The sequence below is a fragment of the Streptomyces gilvus genome, from assembly GCF_022513565.1.
GTDB classification, from domain to species: domain Bacteria; phylum Actinomycetota; class Actinomycetes; order Streptomycetales; family Streptomycetaceae; genus Streptomyces; species Streptomyces gilvus.
In genome coordinates this window covers 1-18,570 of sequence record NZ_JAKWBE010000042.1, presented here as the reverse complement: position 1 = coordinate 18,570, position 18,570 = coordinate 1, and the positions used below count along the sequence as shown (strand labels likewise).

Sequence of the window (18,570 nt, the reverse complement as noted above, 5' to 3'; positions counted from 1 at the left end):
CGGCGTCAGCGCCGGCCGGAGGGCCCTCTGCGTGCGGCAGTGTTCACCGCTACGTTGGAGGCATGCGCTTCGCCATCTCCATCCCCCAGTTCTACCTGGACGGCGAGTTCGATCCGGGAGCCTTCCGCGAGTACCTCGCACGGGCCGAGGACCTCGGCTACCACAGTGTCTGGGCGCAGGACTCGCCGCTCGGCGCCGGGGCGGTGCTGTCGCCGATGGAGGCCATGACGTACGCCGCCGCGTGCACGACCCGGCTGCGGCTGGGGACGACCGTCTTCGTGAGCACGCTCCACCAGCCCGTCCACTTCGCGAAGGCGCTGGCGACCCTCGACCAGATGAGCGGAGGCCGGCTGGAGGTGGGGGTCGGCTCCGGCGGCCCGAACCGGCCGTTCGCCGCGTTCGGCATGGACAAGGCCCGCTACCTCGCGCGGTTCACCGAGGGCATCGACCTCGTCAAGGCGCTGTGGACACGGCCGAGCGTCACCTTCGACGGCGAGTTCTGGCAGCTCGAGGACGCCGCGATGGAGCCCAAGCCGCTCCAGAAGCCGCATCCGCCGCTGTGGTTCGGCGGGTCGAGCGAGCCGGCGCTGCGGCGCGCGGTGCGGCTGGGGGACGGGTTCTTCGGCGCGGGTTCGTCCACCACGGCCGCGTTCCGTGAGCAGGTCGCGTTCGTCACCGAGGAGGCGGCCAAGGCGGGCAGGACGGACTTCCCGGTCGCCAAGCGGGTCTACATCGACATCGACGACGACGCCGAACGGGCGCGGGAGCGGGTCAACGCCGGGCTGGCCCGGATCTACGGCCGCCGGATCGCCCGTATCGAGGCCGCCGCGGTCGCCGGGCCCCTGGACGACTGTGTGGCGGGCGTCCGCGAGGTGATCGACGCCGGCGCGGGCCTGGTCCTGTTCACCCCGCTCGGCGATCCGGCCCCACTCGCGGAGCGCATCGCCGCCGAGGTGATCCCCGCGCTGTCCGCTTGATGCCACGCACCTTCCGGCTTCGATGCGGTGCGGCCCCGGAATGAACTCGATCGTAGAACGTTGAACCAACCATGAAGAAGATCGGTTTTCTGTCCTTCGGGCACTGGACGCCGTCGCCGCATTCGCAGACGCGGTCCGCCGCCGACTCCCTGCTGCAGGCGATCGACCTGGCGGTCGCCGCCGAGGAGCTGGGCGCCGACGGCGCCTATTTCCGTGTCCACCACTTCGCCAGGCAGCACGGCTCACCGTTCCCGCTGCTCGCCGCCATCGGTGCCCGCACCAGCCGGATCGAGATCGGCACCGGTGTCATCGACATGCGCTACGAGAATCCCATGTACATGGCCGAGGACGCCGGCGCCGCCGACCTCATCTCCGGCGGGCGGCTCCAGCTCGGGATCAGCCGGGGCTCACCGGAGCAGGTCATCGACGGCTGGCGGCACTTCGGGTACCGGCCCGCGGAGGGCGAGACCGACGCCGACATGGCCCGTGCGCACACCGAGGTGCTTCTGGAGGTGCTCAAGGGCGAGGGATTCGCGGAACCGAACCCGAACCCGATGTTCGGCAACCCTCCGGGGCTGCTGAGGATCGAGCCGTACTCCGAGGGGCTGCGGGAGCGGATCTGGTGGGGGTCCGGTTCCGACGCGACCGCCGCGTGGGCCGCCAAGCTCGGCATGAACCTGCAGAGCTCGACCCTCAAGGACGACGAGAGCGGCGAACCGCTGCACGTCCAGCAGCGCAAGCAGATCGAGGCCTATCGGGAGGCCTGGCGCGCCGCGGGCCACGAACGCGAGCCCCGGGTCTCCGTCAGCCGCAGCATTTTCGCGCTCGTGGACGACCGGGACCGCGCCTACTTCGGCCGGGAACGCGATTCCAAGGACCACGTGGGGTACATCGACGCCGACACCCGCGCGGTCTTCGGCCGCACCTACGCCGCCGAACCCGACGTACTCGTCAAACGGCTCGCCGAGGACGAGGCCATCGCCGCCGCCGACACCCTGCTGCTCACGGTGCCCAACCAGCTCGGCGTCGACTACAACGCGCACGTCCTCGAAAGCATCCTCACCCACGTCGCCCCGGAACTCGGCTGGCGCTGAGCCCTCACCGGCGCACAGTGCAGCCTCGGATCACTCCGGCGTGGGCGAGTGCGGTGGCTCGGCCCTGTCGGTGGGCGGTGCCGTGGAGGCGCGGACGACGAGTTCGACCGGCGGGTCGCTCATCGGTGCCGGTTCCGCGTCCGGTCGGACAGCGTGAGCGGGGGTCACCGGGTCGGCCCGGTGACCCCCGTTCCTCGTTTCGGTCCCGCGCGCTCACTCGTCGTCGGGGAACTCGCCCGCGAACGCCGCGGCCATCCGCAGCCACGGCGTCGCCTCGTCCGGGCGTCCCGCGCGTTGCAGGGTGCGGCCCAGCATCAGGTGGGCGTAGTGCTCCACCGGGTCGCGCTCGACGATCAAGCGCAACTGTTCCTCGGCGCGCCGCAGTTGGGCCGAGTGGTAGTAGGCACGGGCCAGCAGCAGCCGGGGCCCGGTCTGTTCCGGGGCCTCCTCGACCACGGCCGCGAGCAACCGCGCGGCGCCGATGTAGTCCCGGGCCTCGAACAGCAGCTGTGCCCGCTCCCAGCGCTCCGTGGTGGTCTCCTCGTGCGGCACGCCGGCGCCGTTGTCGAACAGGTGCAGGGCGCTGGCCCACCGGTCGGGTGCCACGCCGTCGCCGGCGAGGTATCCGTTGAAGTTGTTGTCCGTCATCGTTCCTTCCCGTCCTTCCTGCAGTCCGCGGCGGGGCCGGCTCACGGCACCGGTCCGCCGGCCCGGGCGCGCTCGGCGTCACGAGCGGCGAGCAGGGACGCGTGGGTGGGCGCCTCGGGCACGCCGGCCGGCCGGTTCCTGGCGAACTCCTCGCGCAGCACCGGTACGACCTCCTCGCCGAGCATGTCGATCTGTTCCAGCGCGGTCTTCAGCGGTATGCCGCCGCCGTCCACGACGAACAGCTGGCGCTGGTAGTCGCCGGCGTACTCGCGGAAGGTGAGCGTCTTCTCGATGACCTGCTCGGGGGTGCCGACCGTCAGCGTTGTCTGCTCCATGTACTCCTCCATGGACATCCCCCCGCCCGCATGAGGTTGATACATCAACCAAAGCTGTGGAACACGAGGCCGGTCACGGCTATTCCGGCCGTCGGCCCTACCATCACCTGACGACACACCGACGTGCGGGCCATCACGGACGGCCCAGGAGGAGACCCGAAGTGAGCGACCGCACCACCGGATCGGCACCGCGCAGGATATTCATCGACAAACAGAGCCCCAAGGCCTTCCACGCGCTCGTGCAGACCTCCGAGGCGGTGCGCGCGACAGCGGCCGACGCCGGGCTCGACCGCACCACCGTGGAACTGATCAACCTCCGTGTCTCCCAGCTGAACGGCTGCGCCTACTGCCTGGACGTGCACACGAAGGCGGCCCTGCGCGCGGGCGAGTCACCACGGCGACTGGGTGTCCTGGCGGCCTGGCGGGACACCGAGGTCTTCACCGAGCAGGAGCGGGCGGCACTCGCGCTGGCGGAGGCGACGACCGCTCCGACGGACGCGGACGCGCAGGAGTCCGCGTACGAGGGGGCCCGGCGGATCTTCACCGAGGACCAGATCTCGGCCGTGATCTGGGTGGCGGTCACGATCAACGCGTTCAACCGGGTGTCGATCCTCAGCAAGCATCCGGTCCCGCCGGCCCACGAGGGGTAGGCGTCACCGTCCCACGGTCAGGGCGCTTCCTCGCCGTCGAGCTTCTCCACGACGCGTTCGGAGATCCGGGCCAGCGTGCGCAGTTCGGCCGGCGTGACATGGTCGAGGAACAGCTCGCGCACCGCCCCCACATGGCGCGGGGCGGCGGCCTCGATCATCTCGCGCCCGGCGTCCGTGATCACCACGAACGCCCCGCGTCCGTCCTCGGGGCACTCGTCCCGCACGACCAGCCCGCGCTTGACCATGCGGGCGATGTGGTGGGACATCCGGCTCTTCTCCCACTCCAGTACACGGGCGAGTTCCAGGATCCGCCGCCGCCCGTCCGGTGCCTCCGACAGCTCGACCAGCACCGCGAAGTCCGCGGACGACACATGGGACTCCGCCTGCAACCGGCGTGACAGCCGGCCCAACAGCCTGTCGTGCAGGCGGACGAAGCTCCGCCACGCGTGCTGCTCCTCCGACGTCAGCCAGCGCACCGTCTCTTCCATGCGGAAAGTGTAGACGTGGTTGACACCTCACCCTTTTTCCGTGTGCGCGCCATGACCACCCCCGGGGCCGTACGGGTGGGTCCTCTAAGCTCCGGGGCCATGAGCGACGGGGTGAGCGCCAGACGGGTCGTCGACGGGCGCTTCGAGCTGGAGAGCAGACTCGGCGGCGGGGGCATGGGCACGGTCTGGCGCGCCCACGACCTGCTGCTGCAGCGGAGCGTGGCTGTCAAGGAGGTCCGGCCCGCCGACCCGGACCTCGCCGAGTACGACCCGGACGCCGCGCGGATGCTGCGCGCACGGGTGCTGCGCGAGGCCCGGGCGCTGGCCCGGGTGCAGCATCCGAACGTCGTGACGATCCATCACATCGTCGACGGCGGCGAGGGCACCTGTCCCTGGATCGTCATGGAGCTGGTCGACGGCGGCTCCCTCGCCGACCGGCTGGCACGTGGCCCCATGGCACCCGCCGAGGCCGCCCGCATCGGCCGGGGTGTGCTGGACGCGCTGCGCGCGGCCCACGCGGTCGGCGTCCAGCACCGCGACGTGAAGCCCGCCAACGTCCTGCTGCGCACCGACGGCAGGCCCGTGCTCACCGACTTCGGCATCGCCGCGATCCGTGAGTCCACCGCCCTGACCGCCACCGGTTCGATCATCGGCACCCCGGACTACATGGCTCCCGAGCGCATCTCCGGCGGCGACGGCGGACCCGCCTCGGACCTGTGGTCCCTGGCGATGATGCTGTACGTGGCCGTCGAGGGGCACCATCCGCTGCAGCGCGGAACGACCCTGGCCACGCTGGCCGCCGTACTCCACGAAGACGTGCCGCCACCCCGACAGGCCGGGGCGCTCACGCCCGTACTGGAACGCCTGCTGGTGCGGGATCCCGGCGCGCGGCCGGGCGCGGAGGCCGTGGACGGGCTGCTGGCCGTGGCGGCCACGGACGTCGCCCGACCGGCCACGACCTCCTATCCCCTCGCGCCACCGCAACCGCCGCTACCGCCGCAGTCCAGCACGGTCGTGCCCGGCCCGCGTCGACGGCGCGGTGCCGTGCTCGCCTCGGTCGCGGCGGGCACGTTGCTCGTCGGGACGGTGACCTGGGTGGCCCTGTCCGGCGGGGACGGCAAGAAGGCGTCGGCGTCCTCCAGCCCCGCTCCCCACTCCACGCCCACGACCTCGGCCTCCGCCTCCCTCGGGTCACCCGCACCCAGCGCGACGTCGACGCTGGCCAACGGCATGCTGACGCCCACCGGAATCCGCACCGCGATCAAGGCGGTCGAGGACAAGACCGGGAGGGACAGCTTCGGCTCTCTGAACGTCTATCCCGAGTACGTGTCCATGCGGATGATGGTCCCCGGGAGCCAGAGCCACTACGACACCTACACCTACCGCCCCGGCGAGGGAGTGAAGAAGGGCATCATCAGCGGCTCCCTGGGGGCCGAGAAGCCCGTCAGTCTCAAGGGCTTCAACTGGGACGCGGTGCCCTCACTGCTCGCGCTCGCCGAGAAGAAGTGCCATGTCGACAAACCGACAAGTCAGTATCTGCTCCTGCAGTCACCGAACCGCTTCACCAACTCCCCCGCCGGCATGGCCGTCTACCTCAGCGACGACTACGGCACCTGCTACGTGGCAGCCGATCCCCAGGGCAGGGTGACGCGGGTGGTACCCGCCGAGGAGTGACGGCAGCCTCGCCCCGACCTGAACAGGCCCGATCGACAAGCGGCCACCACAACGCCCTACCCGCCGGTGACCAGCGCGTCTCCCAGCGCCGTCCGCTCGTAGCGCACGTAGTGGCCCTCGCGCCGTGCGTCGAGCAGCCCCGCCTGCCGCAGGGACGTCAGGTGGGCCGACACCGTGGACGGTGCCAGACCGTGCCGTTCGGCGAGTTCCGTCGTGGCGGCGGGGAGGGTCAAGTCGGTGAGCAGCGCGGCGCGTTGGCGGCCCAGGAGGCGGGCCAGGGCCGCGGGCGGGCGTGGTGCCGGCGCGGCGTGGAAGCGCCCCATGCCCACGGCGGGGTAGATCACCGTCGGCTGCCACGGGCGGGCGAAGCCGCTGACCACGTCCGGCCAGACGAAGACGCTCGGCATGAGCAGGATGCCGCGTCCGTCGGCCTGCTGCGCCTCGGCCAGGTCGCCGTACATGCGCAGGGTGAGGGTGTGACCGGCCCAGTCGATGCAGGGGTGAAGGTCGGTGAGGAGGGCGTCGAGGCCGCCCTCGGCCGCCCGGCGGGAGCGGTCGGCGATGTCGGCGGCGAGGACGGCACGGTGGCGCGGCCAGTCGGGGGCGAGCAGGGCGTGCCAGGCCAGTTCGGTGAGGTCGGCCAGCCGGCGGACGGTCGCGGCCGGATCGTCGAGGGCGGCGCGGCCCTGCGGCGACTCGGCCAGACCGGGCGTACAGGCGAGTGAGCGGGCGATCTCGGCGCGGGCAAGGGCGGGGTCGGTGGCGCGCATCCGGGCCAGTTCGTCCTCGATGGAGGGGCAGGGTTCCTGCGGGGGCGGGCCGAGGAAGTCGGGGGTGTAGCCGCCGGCGCGCGGGATGAACAGCCACAGGGGCGACAGGTCGAGGCCGGCCAGGGTGCGGCGCATCCGGCGCAGCCAGGTGTGGTGGTAGCCGTGCCGGGCCGGGCGGCGCAGCATGCGCAGCGCCTCGTGGGTCTGGCACAGCGGCGAGATGGCGAACCGGCAGCGCGTCAGGTCCTCGGTGCCCAGATGCAGGGTCAACGGCATAGCGGCCTCCGTCGGCGGTCGGCGATTCGATCCCGAACGAAACAGTAGAAGCCGTCGCCTGGACCCAGCACCCTTGCGCCCGGCCGCACTTGGCCGTCCCCCGACACCGACACCACCACGGAGACCTTCGGATGGGTACCCCGCCTCCGGCCCACTGGCGCAGGGCCGCCGTCGTCGCGGCGCTGATGCTGGCGGCGTTCACCTTCAACACCACCGAGAACCTGCCCGTGGGCCTGCTCTCCCTGATGGCGGACGACCTGGGTGTCTCCCTCACGGCCGTGGGCGCGCTGGTGACCGGGTACGGCCTGACCGTGGCCGTGGTCTCGCTGCCGGTCGCCCATGTCACCCGGTCCGTCCCCCGCCGGTATCTGCTCGCCGGGCTGCTGGGCGTGCTGGCGGTGGGCTGCTGGGCCTCGACGCTCACCAAGGCGTCGTACGGGCTGCTGCTGGTGGCGCGCGTCGCGACCGCGCTGGCGCAGGCGCTGTTCTGGGCGGTGATGGGCCCCGTGGCGGTCGGCCTGTTTCCGCCCGAACGGCGCGGGCGCGTCATCGGGTTATTGTCCGTGGGCGGTTCGCTGGCCACGGTGCTCGGGGTTCCGGCCGGGACCTGGCTGGGCGGACACGGGGGTTGGCGGACGCCGTTCGCGGTGCTCGGGGCGCTGGCGCTGGTCTCGCTCCTGGTCGTCGCCGCTCTGCTGCCGACATCGCGTCCGCACGAGAGCCACGCCGCGTACGGCGCCGCGCCGGACCGGCGCCGGTTCCTCGTCGTCCTCGCCACGACCGCGCTGTCGGTGACCGGGACGTTCACGGGATGGACGTACGTGGTGGCCTTCCTGGACGAGGTCAGCGGATTCGGCGAGGACGCGGTCAGCGCCGTGCTGTTCGCCTTCGGGGTGGCGGGACTGGCGGGGGTCACCCTGACCGGACCGCTGCTCGACCGCTTCCCGCGCGCCACGCTGAGCGTGCCGGTGGCGGCGCAGGCGGCCGCCCTGCTGGGCCTGTACGCGGGCGGGAGCGACCAGGTGACGGCCGTCGCGCTGCTCATGCTGCTCGGCGCGTCCGTGGGGCCCGTGTTCATGGCGACCCAGAGCCAGGTGCTGCGGGTCGCCCCCGGCCGTACCGAGACGGCTCTGGCGGCGAACTCGGCCGCCTTCAACGTGGGTGTGGCCGCCGGGGCACTCCTGGGCGGCGGCCTGTTGCCGCTCGTCGGGCTGCGCGGCGCCTTCCTGGCCGGCGGGCTGCTCACGGCAGCGGCTCTCACGGTGCTGACCTGGCCGAACCCCGAGCCGGCGACAGCGTCCGCCCGGTCGCGGTGATCCCGAGGAGCGGCGTGAGCTGCGGCATCAGCGGTGTCCGGTGCGCACCCCGGTCAACACGGCCGAGCCCGGACGTACGCCCGGTCGGGAAGCGGACCTGTGTCCCTTCGACGGACGGCCGGGCACTTCTGGGGCGTGATGCGCGTCCCTATTGGGGCGATACGGCACGGACACCCCCTCCCGGAGGTCTATCGTGTCCGCATGTCCCTCCCCGAACTGATCCGTATCGTCTCCCGCGACTCGCCCATGGCGCTGGCCCAAGTGGAGCGTGTCCGCGGCGAGTTGGCCGCACTGCACCCCGGTGTGCGCACCGAGGTCGTGCCGGTGAAGACGACCGGTGACAAGTGGATGGGCGTGCTGTCCCAGGTGGAGGGCAAGGGCGCGTTCACCAAGGAGGTGGACGCGGCGCTGCTGGCGGGCGAGGCCGATCTCGCGGTGCACTGCCTCAAGGACGTGCCCGCCGACCGTCCGCTGCCGGCGGGGACGACCTTCGCCGCGTTCCTCAAGCGGGACGACATCCGGGACGCGCTGGTGCATCCGGACGGCCTGACGCTGGACGAGCTGCCGGAGGGGACGCGGATCGGCACCTCCGCGGTGCGCCGGGTCGCCCAACTCGCGGCCACCCACCCGCACCTGCAGTGCGTGCCCTTCCGCGGCAACGCCAACCGGCGGCTGGCCAAGCTGGAGGCGGGCGAGGCGGACGCGCTGCTGCTGGCGGTGTCGGGGCTGGAGCGCATCGGCCGTACGGACGTGATCAGCGAGGCCCTCTCGCCGGAGACGATGATGCCGTCCATCGGGGCGGGCATCCTCGCGCTGCAGTGCCGGGAGGGCGACACCGAGCTGATCGACGCGGTCAGCGGGCTGGGCGACCCCGGCACGCACCGGGAGGCCACCGCCGAGCGGATGTTCCTGCACGTCCTGCAGGGCCACTGCAACAGCCCGATCGCCGGGTACGCGCGCGTGGACCACGCCGGGGAACTGTCGCTGCGCGCCTGTGTGTTCACCCCCGACGGCAAGACCCGGCTCAACGCCCACGAGTGGGCCGGCCGGCTCGACCCGGCCACGCTGGGTACGTCGGTGGCCGTGGCGCTGCTGCGTCAGGGCGCCCGGGAGATCATCGACGGCATCCCGCACTGAGGTCCGCCGCGCCCATGACGGCGGCGGCGAACGTCCGTCAGGCGGTGCCCTCTTCGGCCTGGTCGCGCAGGAAGTTGCTGACCTGGTGGGCCAGTCCCTCGCGCAGGGTTCCGGCGGGGGCGCCGACGGAGTCCTCGTGCAGTCCGATGCCGCCCGCCCACAGCCGGCGGTCGGCCCAGTCGTCGTCGACGCGCAGCTGGATCTGGACGTCGACCTGGCTCAGGCTGTCCTCGGGGCCGGCCGCGTACAGCACGGCGGTGGCGCGGCGCAGCGGGTAGACGTCGAAGCCCTCGATGAACTGCGAGTTGCGCCAGTCGATGAACGCGGACTCGCCGTCGGGGCCGATCCGCACGTCGATCTGGCCGTCCTCGAGGTGGATGGTGCAGGCCTGCTCGCCCCGGTTCTCGACGGTCACCCGCAGGGCGAAGTAGGTCAGCCCGGCGGCCGCGTCGTCCCGTCCGCGCGGGGGCTCGGCCGCTTCCAGACGGTGGACGCGGACACGCAGGCCGGCATGCTCGTCGTACTCCTGCCAGTCCCCGACCACGTTCGGCTCGTACACAGTCCACCTCTCGACCTCAGCAAGCTGCTTCCTATCTGTGTGCTCAGTGCACTGTCAAATGAGCAGAATGCGCTGTGGCCAGCTACTTCACCCCCTTTGATCACTGATCAAGCCGTGCGCAGGAACAATCGCGAAAACCGGCCACGCGCCCTCTCACGCGTGCGTGCCGCACATCACGTTCCGCGGGTGTGATCAGCGGGCCAGCCGGCCCAGGAGCGAGGAGGCCGCGGCGATGCCGAGCGCGGCGGCCACGAGCAGCACCCCGAAGTCGAGCGCCGCGTGCGCGTGGACGCCGATGAGCAGGCCGCGCAGGGCGTCCACCTCGTAGCTGAGCGGGTTGACCTTGCTGACCGCCTGGAGCCAGCCCGGCATGACGGAGACCGGGTAGAGGGCGTTGGAGCCGAAGAACAGCGGCATGGTGATGGCCTGTCCGATACCCATCAGGCGGTCGCGGCTCAGCACGATGCCGGCGATGGTCATCGACAGACAGGAGAAGAAGGCGGATCCCAGGACCACGATGGCCGCCACGGCGAGCAGTTTCAGCGGGTTCCAGGTCAGGGCCACGCCGAGCAGCGCGGCGATGATGACGACCACGACGGCCTGGATCACCGACTTCACGCCGGCCGCGAACGCCTTGCCGGTGATCAGTGCCGAGCGCGGGGTCGGCGTGACCAGCAGTTTGTTGAGGACGCCGGCGTCGCGTTCCCAGATGATCTGGATGCCGTAGAAGATCGCGATGAACATCGCGGACTGGGCGATGATGCCGGGCGCCATGTAGTCGATGTAGGGGATGCCGCCGGTGGGTATCGCCCGGATCCGGGTGAAGGTCTGGCCGAAGATCAGCAGCCACAGGGCGGGCTGGACCGCTCGGGTGTACAGCTCGGTGCGGTCGTGGCGCAGTTTCTGCAGTTCGACGGCGCACATCGCCCCGACCCGGGCGGGCAGCAGCCGCCAGCCGGCACGCGGCCGGGGCGGCCGCAGGAGCAGGTCGATGCCGCCGGCGCGGGGGGCGTCAGCCGACACGGTTCGCGGTGCGGCGGGTGCTTCGGACATCGCGGAAATCTCCTGACTCGTCGTCGAGACCGCTGCCGGCGACGTCACGGAAGACGTCCTCCAGGGTCGGCAGGGTGTCGGTGCCCCGGCGGTCGGCGAGGCCCTGGCGCAGTTCGGTGGGCGTGCCGAGGGCCCGGACGCGGCCGCGGTGCATCAGCGCGACCCGGTCGCAGTACTGGTCGGCCTCGTCCATGTAGTGGGTGGTCACCAGCACGGTCATGCCGGTGGCTTCGCGCACGGCGTTGATGTGCTCCCACACGCCGGTGCGGGCGATGGGGTCGAGCCCGATGGTCGGCTCGTCCAGGATCAGCAGCCGGGGTGCGCTGACCAGGGCCTGGGCGAGTTCGAGGCGGCGGATCATGCCGCCGGAGTAGGTCTTGGCGAGCCGTTCGGCGGCGTCGGTGAGGTCGACGGCGGCCAGGGCCTGGTCGACTCGTGCGGCCCGCTCGCGGCGGGAGACGTCGAAGACGCGGGCGAACAGTTCGACGTTCTCGCGTCCGGTGAGACCGGCGTCGGCGGACAGCTGCTGCGGCACGTAGCCGAGCAGGCGTCGTACGGCCATACGGTCCTCGGCGGCGTCGTGGTCGAAGACGCGGACCATGCCGGCGGGGACCGGCAGCAGGGTGGTGATGCAGCGGATGGCGGTGGTCTTGCCGGCGCCGTTGGGGCCGAGCAGACCGAAGACCTCGCCCTCCCCCACCGTCAGATCGAGTCCGTCGACCGCGTTGGTCTCGCCGAAGGCGTACCTGAGGCCGGTGCAGGCGATGGCCTCGGCGTGTTCGGTCCGGGCGTCCGGCGTCATGATTCCTCCGCCTCCTCGTGCAGGTTCTCGGCCAGCCTGCGCAGAACGGGGACGGCCGCGCGCAGGGCCTCCCGGTCCGTCTCGTCGAGCCCGGCGAGGCCGCCGCGTACGAGTTCCGCGCGCCGTTTGCGCCATTCGGCGATCCGCGCCTCGGCGGCCGGGGTGGGCATCAGCCGGGCGGCACGGCGGTCGGCCGGGTCGGTCTCGCGGACCAGATAGCCCTGCCGGGACAGCTGGTTGACCAGCGTCGACACCGAGTTCCCGGCCAGGTGCAGGTCCTTGGCCGCGTCCGAGATGCCGATGCCGGGCCGGGTCACGACCAGGCGCAGCAACTCGACCTCGGCGCCGCGCAGCTGCGGGGCGATCTGTTGACGAAGCCGGCGCCTGAGCCTGCGCTGGACGCCGATGAGGGCGTCGATCAGGTCGTCCGGGAAGTCGTCCGGTTGGAAGTTGTCCGGTTCCACATCCAAGAGATTACCTCTGTAGCAGAGGTAACCAACCTCAAGAGAGAGTCAAGCTCCGCTGTGCGGCCACCCGGCGACGACCCGTTACCGTATTGCCCCTTTTGTTTTGAAAGCGGTGGTCCCGGGCATCAGAAATTAAGTGCTTCGGACTGGAGGCACGTCCGTGGGAGCCGGTCAGGCCCCGGATGTCTCCGCAGGCCCGGTCCGCGCCTCCCGCGGTGTCTGTTCACCCAGCACCGCCCGAGGGAGGTGCGCGCGATGCGCGTCACCACCAGCAGAGCCAAACCCCACCCGCATGACGACGCCCCCGACACGGCCGACGCCTTCGGGCGGCTGGCCCGGATGCCCGACGGCCCCGAGCGCAAGGCGCTGCGGGACGAACTGGTCCGCATCTGGCTGCCCATGGCCGAGCGGATCGCCGTGCGGTTCAAGGGGCGCGGGGAGACCCTGGAGGACCTCTACCAGGTCGCCGCACTCGGCCTGGTCAAGGCGGTCGACCACTACGACCCGGGCCGCGGGCACGCCTTCGAGGCCTACGCGGTCCCCACCGTCACCGGCGAGATCAAGCGGCACTTCCGCGACCACATGTGGACTCTGCATGTGCCGCGCCGGGTGCAGGACCTGCGCAACCGGGTGCGGCAGGCGGCGAAGGACCTGTCGCAGACCACCCCGGGACGGGCGCCGACCGTCGCCGAGATCGCCGAGCGGGCGCACCTGAGCGAGGCCGAGGTGACCATGGGGATGGAGGCCCTGGACTGCTTCTCCACACTGTCCCTCGACGCCGAGATGCCCGGAACCGACGGCTACGCCCTGGCGGACGCGATCGGCGGACCGGATCCGGGCTACGACGTCGTGGTCGACCGCGTGGCGGCGAGCCCGTGCCTGCAGGCCCTTCCCGAGCGCGAACGCACCATTCTCTACCTGCGGTTCTTCCGCGGTATGACACAGAGCCGGATCGCCGAGCAGCTCGGCATCTCGCAGATGCACGTCTCGCGTCTGCTCAGCGCCTGCTTCGCGGAGCTGCGGGAGCAGCTGCTGGCCCAGACCCGTTGAGGGGTCCCGGACCCCGGCGTCTCACTCTTCCGACGGGGCGCCGGGAACCTGTGTCGGGCCGTGGCGGTCCAGGGCGTCCTCCAGTTCGGCCCGGATCTCCGTCGGCATCATGCCGCTGCGGCCCCAGATGACGATCAGCTCCGCGACATTGCGCAGCTTGATGTTGGTGTGCTGGGAGACGTCCCTCAGGACCGCCCACCCCTGATCGGGTGACACCCTGCCGAGGGCGACGACCATACCGATCGCCTGGTCCACGACGGCATGCGACGCCACGGCTTCCTTGAGCTGGTCGACCTGCTCCTCCAGCTCGAAGATCCGCTGGGTCTGGGCGGAGTGCTCGCGCTGTGCTGCCACGCCTCCATGGTCGCACTCGCCGCGCCCCGCGCCAGCCGAGGCGCCGCAGCGGCGGGAGCCAGTTTCGGCCCCGTCGCCGGGGTACTCGACAGGCCATCCAGCGGTTCCGGTTGGACACTGGTGACAGACCGGCGGCCGCCGGTGGACGAGACCCAGGACGCGAGTGCCATGAACGACCACACGACACGCCGCGGCGGTAAGACGAACGTCGTCTCCACGCACTCCGTGTTCGGGGCCCCCTGCTGGGTGAGCCTGACCAGCCGGGACCTCGACGCCACCGAGGACTTCTACTCGGCCGTGCTCGGCTGGCAGTGGCGCTCGGCCAAGCTCGGTGACCGGTTCCGGATGGCCATGGTGGACGGCACGCCGGTGGCCGGGATCGCCGGTGTCGCCTCCATGTGGCAGATGGCGGTGGCCTGGACGGCGTACTTCGCCGTGCCGAGCGCCGACGAAGCCGTGGCCCGCGCCCAGGAACGCGGCGGCACGGCCGCGGTCGGGCCGATCTCCTTCCCGCCGGGCCGCGCGGCCCTGCTCGCCGACCGGGACGGGGCGACCTTCGGGATCTGGGAGGGCGAGCTCGTCTCCGACTGGGACAAGTGGCGCCTCGCCGCCCCGACCTTCGTCCGGCTGCACACCCGCGACGCCTTCGACGCGGCGATCTTCTACGGCGAGGTGCTGGAGTGGGCCACCGAGCGGCCCGGCTGCTGCGAGGTGCACTACGAGGGCGGCGAGGTGGTGCTGCGCAGCCAGGGCGACATCGTGGCCCGCATCGAGTCCGGGGCGCTCGGAGCGGCGCCCGACCCGACCATCCGGCCCCACTGGCAGGTCCACTTCGCGGTCGAGGACGTGACCGCGTGCGTGCGGGCCGCGGAACTGCACGGCGGCAGCGTGCTGACCAAGGGCAGCGACGAGGCGGTGCTGCGGGACGCCGACGGGGCGCAGTTCACGGTGACGTCGCGCCGCGAACGGTAGCGTCCCGCCCCCCTCGGCCGTTCACCTCAGGATTTTCTGCGGGCGGGGCGTGACAGGAGCACCAGGCTGCGCGGCTCCACCAGCATCCGGGTGCCGGCCTTGTGTTCCGTCTCGTCCGGCGCTCCCTTGGCGGCGGCGGTGTCGATCAGGGTCGTCCACCGCTCGCCGAACTTGGCGTCCGGGAGGTGGAACTCCATCGGCTCCCAGTAGCTGTTGAACAGCAGCAGGAAGGAGTCGTCGACCACGCGGCGGCCGCAGGAGTCGTGTTCGGCGATGGCGTCGCCGTTGAGGAACGCGGCCACGGAGTGGGCGTCCGGGCGCTGCCAGTCCTCCTCCGTCATCTCCCGGCCGCCCGGCGCGAACCACACCAGGTCGGGCAGCGGCCGGCGGGGGTGGACGGGGGTCTCGCCACGGAAGAAGCGGCGGCGGCGCAGCACCGGATGGGCGGCCCGCAGCGCGATCACCTGGCGCGTGAAGTCCCCCAGGTCCCGCTGCTCCTCGCTCAACCCCCAGTCCACCCAGGAGACTTCGTTGTCCTGGCAGTAGGCGTTGTTGTTGCCGCCCTGGGTGCGCCCGAGTTCGTCGCCGTGGCAGAGCATCGGGATGCCCTGCGACAAGAGCAGCGTGGCGATGAAGTTGCGCTGCTGGCGGGCGCGCAGTTCCAGGACGGCCGAGTCGTGGGTCTCGCCCTCCGCGCCGCAGTTCCAGGACCGGTTGACGCTCTCGCCGTCCTGGTTGTGCTCGCCGTTGGCGTCGTTGTGCTTGTAGTTGTACGACACCAGGTCGCGCAGGGTGAACCCGTCGTGCGCGGTGACGAAGTTGACGCTCGCGCGGGGGCGGCGCCGGCTGTGCTGGTACAGGTCGGAGGAGCCGGTCAGCCGGGACGCGAACTCGCCCAGCGTGTGCTCCTCCCCGCGCCAGAAGTCCCGTACGGCGTCGCGGTACTTGCCGTTCCACTCCGACCACAGCGGCGGGAAGTTGCCCACCTGGTAGCCGCCCTCCCCGACGTCCCAGGGCTCGGCGATCAGCTTCACGCGGCTGATCACCGGGTCCTGCTGGATGAGGTCGAAGAACGCCGAGAGCCGGTCCACCTCGTGGAACTGCCGGGCCAGCGTGGCCGCGAGGTCGAAGCGGAAGCCGTCGACGTGCATCTCGGTGGCCCAGTACCGCAGCGAGTCCATGATCAGCTGCAGCACGTACGGGTGGCGCATCAGCAGGCTGTTGCCGGTGCCGGTGGTGTCGTAGTAGTGCTTCCAGTCGCCGTCGACCAGGCGGTAGTAGGAGGCGTTGTCGATGCCGCGGAAGGAGAGGGTGGGACCCTTCTCGTTGCCCTCGGCGGTGTGGTTGTAGACGACGTCGAGGATGACCTCGAGGCCGGCCGCGTGCAGCGCCTTGACCATGGTCTTGAACTCGGTGACCTGCTGGCCGCGGGTGCCGTGGGCGGCGTAGGAGTTGTGCGGGGCGAAGAAGCCGATCGTGTTGTAGCCCCAGTAGTTGGCGAGGCCCTTGTCCTGCAGCACGCCGTCCTGCACGTACTGGTGCACCGGCATCAGTTCGACGGCGGTGACCCCGAGCGCCGTCAGGTGCTCGATCACCGCCGGGTGGGCGAGGCCGGCGTAGGTGCCGCGCAGTTCCTCGGGGACGTCCGGGTGGGTGCGGGTCAGGCCGCGGACATGGGCCTCGTAGATGACGCTCTCGGCGTACGGCCGCCCCGGCGGCCGGTCGTCGCCCCAGTCGAAGGCCGGGTCGGTCACCACGCCGAGCATGGTGTGCCCGGCGCTGTCGGCGCGGGAGCGGCCGTGCGGGGCGCGCTCGAAGAGGGAGGCGTGGTTGTCCACCTGCCCGTCGACCGCCTTGGTGTACGGGTCCAGGAGCAGCTTCGCCGGATTGCAGCGGTGGCCGAGTTCCGGGTGCCAGGGGCCGTGCACCCGGTAGCCGTAACGCTGTCCGGGTCCGATGTCCGGCAGGTAGCAGTGCCAGACGAACCCGTCGACCTCCGTCACCGCGGCGGTGCTCTCGACGCCCTGGTCGTCGACCAGGACGAGTTCCACGCGCTCGGCGACCTCGCTGAAGAGGGCGAAGTTGGTGCCCCTGCCGTCGTAGGTGGCACCCAACGGGTAGGGGTGCCCGCTCCACACGGGCACCCCTGCCTTGCGGCGGCGTCTCGCGGTCACCGGGCGTCCACCAGCACGCCGGGGCCGTGGGCCGGGGCCGCGAGGGCCGCGACGGGCACCTCGCGGGGCACCTGGCGCACCTCGCGCAGACTGGGCGCGGGCGCGACCGGTACGAGGGGGACGCGTTCGCCGGCGCGGGCGCGCTGCGAGAACCAGATGACCTTGCTGCCGGTGTCCGTGGCGCAGCAGCCCCAGCCGTCGCTCATCGCGGCGATGCGCTGCAGACAGGACCGCAGGTCCTGGTCCGGGCGCAGTTCACAGTCGTTCTCCCCGATGGCGGTGATCAGGTGCTGGCCGTTCCACCACATCTCGATCGACGTGTTCTTGTCCGTCGCGTGCTCGTCGATGGCCTTCAGCAGCAGCTCGGCGCCGCGGCAGACGGGGTCGACCAGCGTCTCGAGGTCCCAGAGCCTGAGGTGAGCGGCCAGGATGCGCCTGACCTGTCCGACTCGCTCCGGACTGACTTCCACGTCGAGGTGGTAGTAGCAGGGCACTGCGGTCTTCATCGTCGTTGGCTCCTCACCGGCGAAGCTCTCGCTCCTCCTCGCCCCTGGTGGGACGGGGCCCCGAACACGAAGCGTGAGCACTGATCGCTCCTGAGTCACCCCAAGCGTGGGCGAACTACGCCATTCGTGCAACACGAGCGGACGCCAGGTGGGTGGTGCGCACGACGCGGTTGAATTTCCAACAAGACGCTGCGTTGTTGCACATGCACCATGTGTCACAGATCTCGATGCCCGTAACGGATCCGTGCGTGTCCACGCACGGCCGCCGCCCGACGGTCGGGAAACGCGCCATCGAGCCCCGAAAGTGAAGGGCGTCATGCTGCTACCGGCCAAAGCCGAAGTGGCCCGCCAACTGCGGCGGTACCGGGCGTGGGAACGCGTCATGCTCGCGTCCCCCACGGACCGCGCGGTGCGGGCCACCTTCGAGGACTCCGGGTACACGCTGTGCGTGTTGATGGGCAAGCGCTGTGCCCGCGAGGCCGCGGACGCCGCCGAGCGTTATCTGCGGTCGAGTCTGGTCGCCTATCTGGCGGAGCAGGACGAGCGTCCCCGCGACGAGGAGGCCGACCGGCACGGTCCGGCGACCGAGGTCCGCGGCTTTCTCGCCGGAAGGTGATCCCTCCGGCGCGGTTCGTATCCCCGGCCGGGCCCCGCGCCCGGCCTCGAGCACGGCGGAGGTGACACCCATGAGTTCGATCCCGGCCATCGGCCGTATCCCGGTGCGCGACGTCCATCCGGTCGTCGAGTGCGGCAGACGTCCCGCGAAAGCAGTCGCAGGAGAAACGTTCCAGGTCACCGCGACCGTGTTCCGCGAGGGGCACGACGCGGTCGCCGCGAACGTCGTCCTGACCGATCCCGAGGGCACCCACGGCCCCTGGACGCCGATGCGCGAGCTCGCCCCCGGCTCCGACCGCTGGGGCGCCGAGGTCACACCGACCGCGGAGGGCCGCTGGACCTTCCGGGTGGAGGCCTGGAGCGACCCGGTCGCCAGCTGGCGCCACCGCGCCCGCATCAAGGTCCCGGCCGGCATCGACGCCGGCCTGGTCCTGGAGGAGGGCGCCGAGTTGTACGACAAGGTGGCCGCCGGAGTGCCCGAGGGCGCCGGGCGCGCCACGATCCTGCTGGCCGCCGAGACCCTGCGCGACGACTCACTGCCCATCGCGACGCGGCTGGCGGGGGCGTTGACGCCGGAGGTGGACGCGGTGCTGGCCCGGCACCCGCTGCGGGAGCTGGTGACGGCCTCCGAGACGCTGCCGCTGCTGGTGGAA

20 protein-coding genes and 1 pseudogene are annotated in these 18,570 nt (G+C 71.5%); 10 read left to right on the top strand and 11 right to left on the bottom strand.

The window, feature by feature from the left end; translation table 11 throughout:
• Nucleotides 1–62: 62 nt before the first annotated feature.
• Together MKW14_RS37755 and MKW14_RS37750 are read left to right on the top strand one after the other, a co-directional pair.
• Nucleotides 63–977: an LLM class flavin-dependent oxidoreductase gene (locus MKW14_RS37755; protein WP_240870841.1), complete on the top strand. Its 915-nt coding sequence runs from the start codon at nt 63–65 to the stop codon at nt 975–977.
• 71 nt (nt 978–1,048) lie between these two features.
• On the top strand, nt 1,049–2,071 hold the full coding sequence (locus MKW14_RS37750; protein ID WP_240870840.1) for an LLM class flavin-dependent oxidoreductase: 1,023 nt from the start codon (nt 1,049–1,051) through the stop codon (nt 2,069–2,071).
• Between the two features lie 213 nt (nt 2,072–2,284).
• Here MKW14_RS37750 and MKW14_RS37745 read toward each other — a convergent pair whose 3' ends face one another.
• Together MKW14_RS37745 and MKW14_RS37740 are read right to left on the bottom strand one after the other, a co-directional pair.
• Nucleotides 2,285–2,719 (bottom strand): tetratricopeptide repeat protein, encoded by a 435-nt coding sequence (locus MKW14_RS37745; RefSeq protein WP_240870837.1) that lies wholly within the window; start codon nt 2,717–2,719, stop codon nt 2,285–2,287.
• Nucleotides 2,720–2,760: 41 nt separating this feature from the next.
• Nucleotides 2,761–3,138 (bottom strand): annotated as a pseudogene (locus MKW14_RS37740) (5,10-methylene tetrahydromethanopterin reductase); the annotation flags it as partial.
• Nucleotides 3,139–3,215: 77 nt separating this feature from the next.
• Between MKW14_RS37740 and MKW14_RS37735 the strand changes: the two are divergent.
• The gene (locus MKW14_RS37735) at nt 3,216–3,704 is read left to right on the top strand and encodes a carboxymuconolactone decarboxylase family protein (protein ID WP_240870835.1); all 489 of its coding nucleotides are present in this window, start codon (nt 3,216–3,218) and stop codon (nt 3,702–3,704) included.
• A gap of 17 nt (nt 3,705–3,721) precedes the next feature.
• Here MKW14_RS37735 and MKW14_RS37730 read toward each other — a convergent pair whose 3' ends face one another.
• Nucleotides 3,722–4,192, bottom strand: a complete 471-nt coding sequence (locus MKW14_RS37730; RefSeq protein WP_240870833.1) for a MarR family winged helix-turn-helix transcriptional regulator — start codon at nt 4,190–4,192, stop codon at nt 3,722–3,724.
• A gap of 99 nt (nt 4,193–4,291) precedes the next feature.
• On the opposite strand from MKW14_RS37730, the gene MKW14_RS37725 reads away from it, so the two are divergent.
• A complete protein-coding gene (locus MKW14_RS37725; protein ID WP_240870831.1) occupies nt 4,292–5,866 on the top strand; it encodes a serine/threonine-protein kinase in 1,575 nt (524 codons plus the stop codon).
• A gap of 56 nt (nt 5,867–5,922) precedes the next feature.
• Here MKW14_RS37725 and MKW14_RS37720 read toward each other — a convergent pair whose 3' ends face one another.
• Nucleotides 5,923–6,912 carry a DUF5937 family protein gene (locus MKW14_RS37720; RefSeq protein ID WP_240870829.1) on the bottom strand — a complete coding sequence of 330 codons (990 nt, stop codon included), beginning with the start codon at nt 6,910–6,912 and terminating at the stop codon, nt 5,923–5,925.
• Nucleotides 6,913–7,043: 131 nt separating this feature from the next.
• Between MKW14_RS37720 and MKW14_RS37715 the strand changes: the two genes are divergently transcribed.
• Both MKW14_RS37715 and hemC read left to right on the top strand, forming a co-directional pair.
• Nucleotides 7,044–8,228: an MFS transporter gene (locus tag MKW14_RS37715; protein WP_240870827.1), complete on the top strand. Its 1,185-nt coding sequence runs from the start codon at nt 7,044–7,046 to the stop codon at nt 8,226–8,228.
• Between the two features lie 201 nt (nt 8,229–8,429).
• Entirely contained in the window at nt 8,430–9,365 is a 936-nt protein-coding gene (gene hemC / locus MKW14_RS37710) for a hydroxymethylbilane synthase (protein WP_240870825.1), read from the top strand.
• Nucleotides 9,366–9,402: 37 nt separating this feature from the next.
• On the opposite strand, the gene MKW14_RS37705 is transcribed toward hemC, so the two are convergent.
• The 4 genes from MKW14_RS37705 to MKW14_RS37690 form a co-directional block, all read right to left on the bottom strand.
• Complete coding sequence (locus MKW14_RS37705; RefSeq protein ID WP_240870823.1) at nt 9,403–9,924, bottom strand: hypothetical protein; 522 nt, start codon at nt 9,922–9,924, stop codon at nt 9,403–9,405.
• A gap of 192 nt (nt 9,925–10,116) precedes the next feature.
• Nucleotides 10,117–10,977: an ABC transporter permease gene (locus MKW14_RS37700; RefSeq protein ID WP_240870821.1), complete on the bottom strand. Its 861-nt coding sequence runs from the start codon at nt 10,975–10,977 to the stop codon at nt 10,117–10,119.
• Nucleotides 10,937–11,779: an ABC transporter ATP-binding protein gene (locus tag MKW14_RS37695; protein ID WP_240870819.1), complete on the bottom strand. Its 843-nt coding sequence runs from the start codon at nt 11,777–11,779 to the stop codon at nt 10,937–10,939. Before MKW14_RS37695 ends, MKW14_RS37700 begins: the two co-directional genes overlap by 41 nt.
• Entirely contained in the window at nt 11,776–12,243 is a 468-nt protein-coding gene (locus MKW14_RS37690; protein WP_240870816.1) for a MarR family winged helix-turn-helix transcriptional regulator, read from the bottom strand. Before MKW14_RS37690 ends, MKW14_RS37695 begins: the two co-directional genes overlap by 4 nt.
• 258 nt (nt 12,244–12,501) lie before the next feature.
• Here MKW14_RS37690 and MKW14_RS37685 point away from each other — a divergent pair, with 258 nt between their 5' ends.
• A complete protein-coding gene (locus MKW14_RS37685) occupies nt 12,502–13,296 on the top strand; it encodes an RNA polymerase sigma factor SigF (RefSeq protein WP_240870814.1) in 795 nt (264 codons plus the stop codon).
• A 21-nt stretch (nt 13,297–13,317) separates the two neighbouring features.
• Here the strand turns inward: MKW14_RS37685 and MKW14_RS37680 are convergent, their stop codons facing one another.
• Nucleotides 13,318–13,650 carry an ANTAR domain-containing protein gene (locus tag MKW14_RS37680; protein WP_240870812.1) on the bottom strand — a complete coding sequence of 111 codons (333 nt, stop codon included), beginning with the start codon at nt 13,648–13,650 and terminating at the stop codon, nt 13,318–13,320.
• Between the two features lie 168 nt (nt 13,651–13,818).
• Here MKW14_RS37680 and MKW14_RS37675 point away from each other — a divergent pair, with 168 nt between their 5' ends.
• On the top strand, nt 13,819–14,622 hold the full coding sequence (locus MKW14_RS37675; RefSeq protein ID WP_240870810.1) for a VOC family protein: 804 nt from the start codon (nt 13,819–13,821) through the stop codon (nt 14,620–14,622).
• Between the two features lie 26 nt (nt 14,623–14,648).
• Here MKW14_RS37675 and glgX read toward each other — a convergent pair whose 3' ends face one another.
• Entirely contained in the window at nt 14,649–16,796 is a 2,148-nt protein-coding gene (gene glgX, locus MKW14_RS37670) for a glycogen debranching protein GlgX (protein ID WP_240870808.1), read from the bottom strand.
• On the bottom strand, nt 16,793–17,302 hold the full coding sequence (locus tag MKW14_RS37665) for a pep a2 (RefSeq protein WP_240870806.1): 510 nt from the start codon (nt 17,300–17,302) through the stop codon (nt 16,793–16,795). Before MKW14_RS37665 ends, glgX begins: the two co-directional genes overlap by 4 nt.
• A 316-nt stretch (nt 17,303–17,618) precedes the next feature.
• Here MKW14_RS37665 and MKW14_RS37660 point away from each other — a divergent pair, with 316 nt between their 5' ends.
• The gene (locus MKW14_RS37660; RefSeq protein ID WP_240870803.1) at nt 17,619–17,918 is read left to right on the top strand and encodes a DUF5133 domain-containing protein; all 300 of its coding nucleotides are present in this window, start codon (nt 17,619–17,621) and stop codon (nt 17,916–17,918) included.
• A 70-nt stretch (nt 17,919–17,988) separates the two neighbouring features.
• On the top strand, nt 17,989–18,570 hold a 582-nt coding region (locus tag MKW14_RS37655), incomplete at its 3' end, for a maltotransferase domain-containing protein (RefSeq protein ID WP_240870800.1).

Bases quoted from the DNA above. Each gene is read 5' to 3' on its own strand.
- MKW14_RS37675 (WP_240870810.1), top strand. From the start codon at position 13,819: ATGAACGACCACACGACACGCCGCGGCGGTAAGACGAACGTCGTCTCC.
- MKW14_RS37695 (WP_240870819.1), bottom strand. From the start codon at position 11,779: ATGACGCCGGACGCCCGGACCGAACACGCCGAGGCCATCGCCTGCACC.
- MKW14_RS37720 (WP_240870829.1), bottom strand. From the start codon at position 6,912: ATGCCGTTGACCCTGCATCTGGGCACCGAGGACCTGACGCGCTGCCGG.
- MKW14_RS37685 (WP_240870814.1), top strand. From the start codon at position 12,502: ATGCGCGTCACCACCAGCAGAGCCAAACCCCACCCGCATGACGACGCC.
- MKW14_RS37700 (WP_240870821.1), bottom strand. From the start codon at position 10,977: ATGTCCGAAGCACCCGCCGCACCGCGAACCGTGTCGGCTGACGCCCCC.
- MKW14_RS37665 (WP_240870806.1), bottom strand. From the start codon at position 17,302: ATGAAGACCGCAGTGCCCTGCTACTACCACCTCGACGTGGAAGTCAGT.
- MKW14_RS37755 (WP_240870841.1), top strand. From the start codon at position 63: ATGCGCTTCGCCATCTCCATCCCCCAGTTCTACCTGGACGGCGAGTTC.
- MKW14_RS37750 (WP_240870840.1), top strand. From the start codon at position 1,049: ATGAAGAAGATCGGTTTTCTGTCCTTCGGGCACTGGACGCCGTCGCCG.
- MKW14_RS37725 (WP_240870831.1), top strand. From the start codon at position 4,292: ATGAGCGACGGGGTGAGCGCCAGACGGGTCGTCGACGGGCGCTTCGAG.
- MKW14_RS37715 (WP_240870827.1), top strand. From the start codon at position 7,044: ATGGGTACCCCGCCTCCGGCCCACTGGCGCAGGGCCGCCGTCGTCGCG.
- MKW14_RS37660 (WP_240870803.1), top strand. From the start codon at position 17,619: ATGCTGCTACCGGCCAAAGCCGAAGTGGCCCGCCAACTGCGGCGGTAC.
- MKW14_RS37730 (WP_240870833.1), bottom strand. From the start codon at position 4,192: ATGGAAGAGACGGTGCGCTGGCTGACGTCGGAGGAGCAGCACGCGTGG.
- hemC (WP_240870825.1), top strand. From the start codon at position 8,430: ATGTCCCTCCCCGAACTGATCCGTATCGTCTCCCGCGACTCGCCCATG.
- MKW14_RS37745 (WP_240870837.1), bottom strand. From the start codon at position 2,719: ATGACGGACAACAACTTCAACGGATACCTCGCCGGCGACGGCGTGGCA.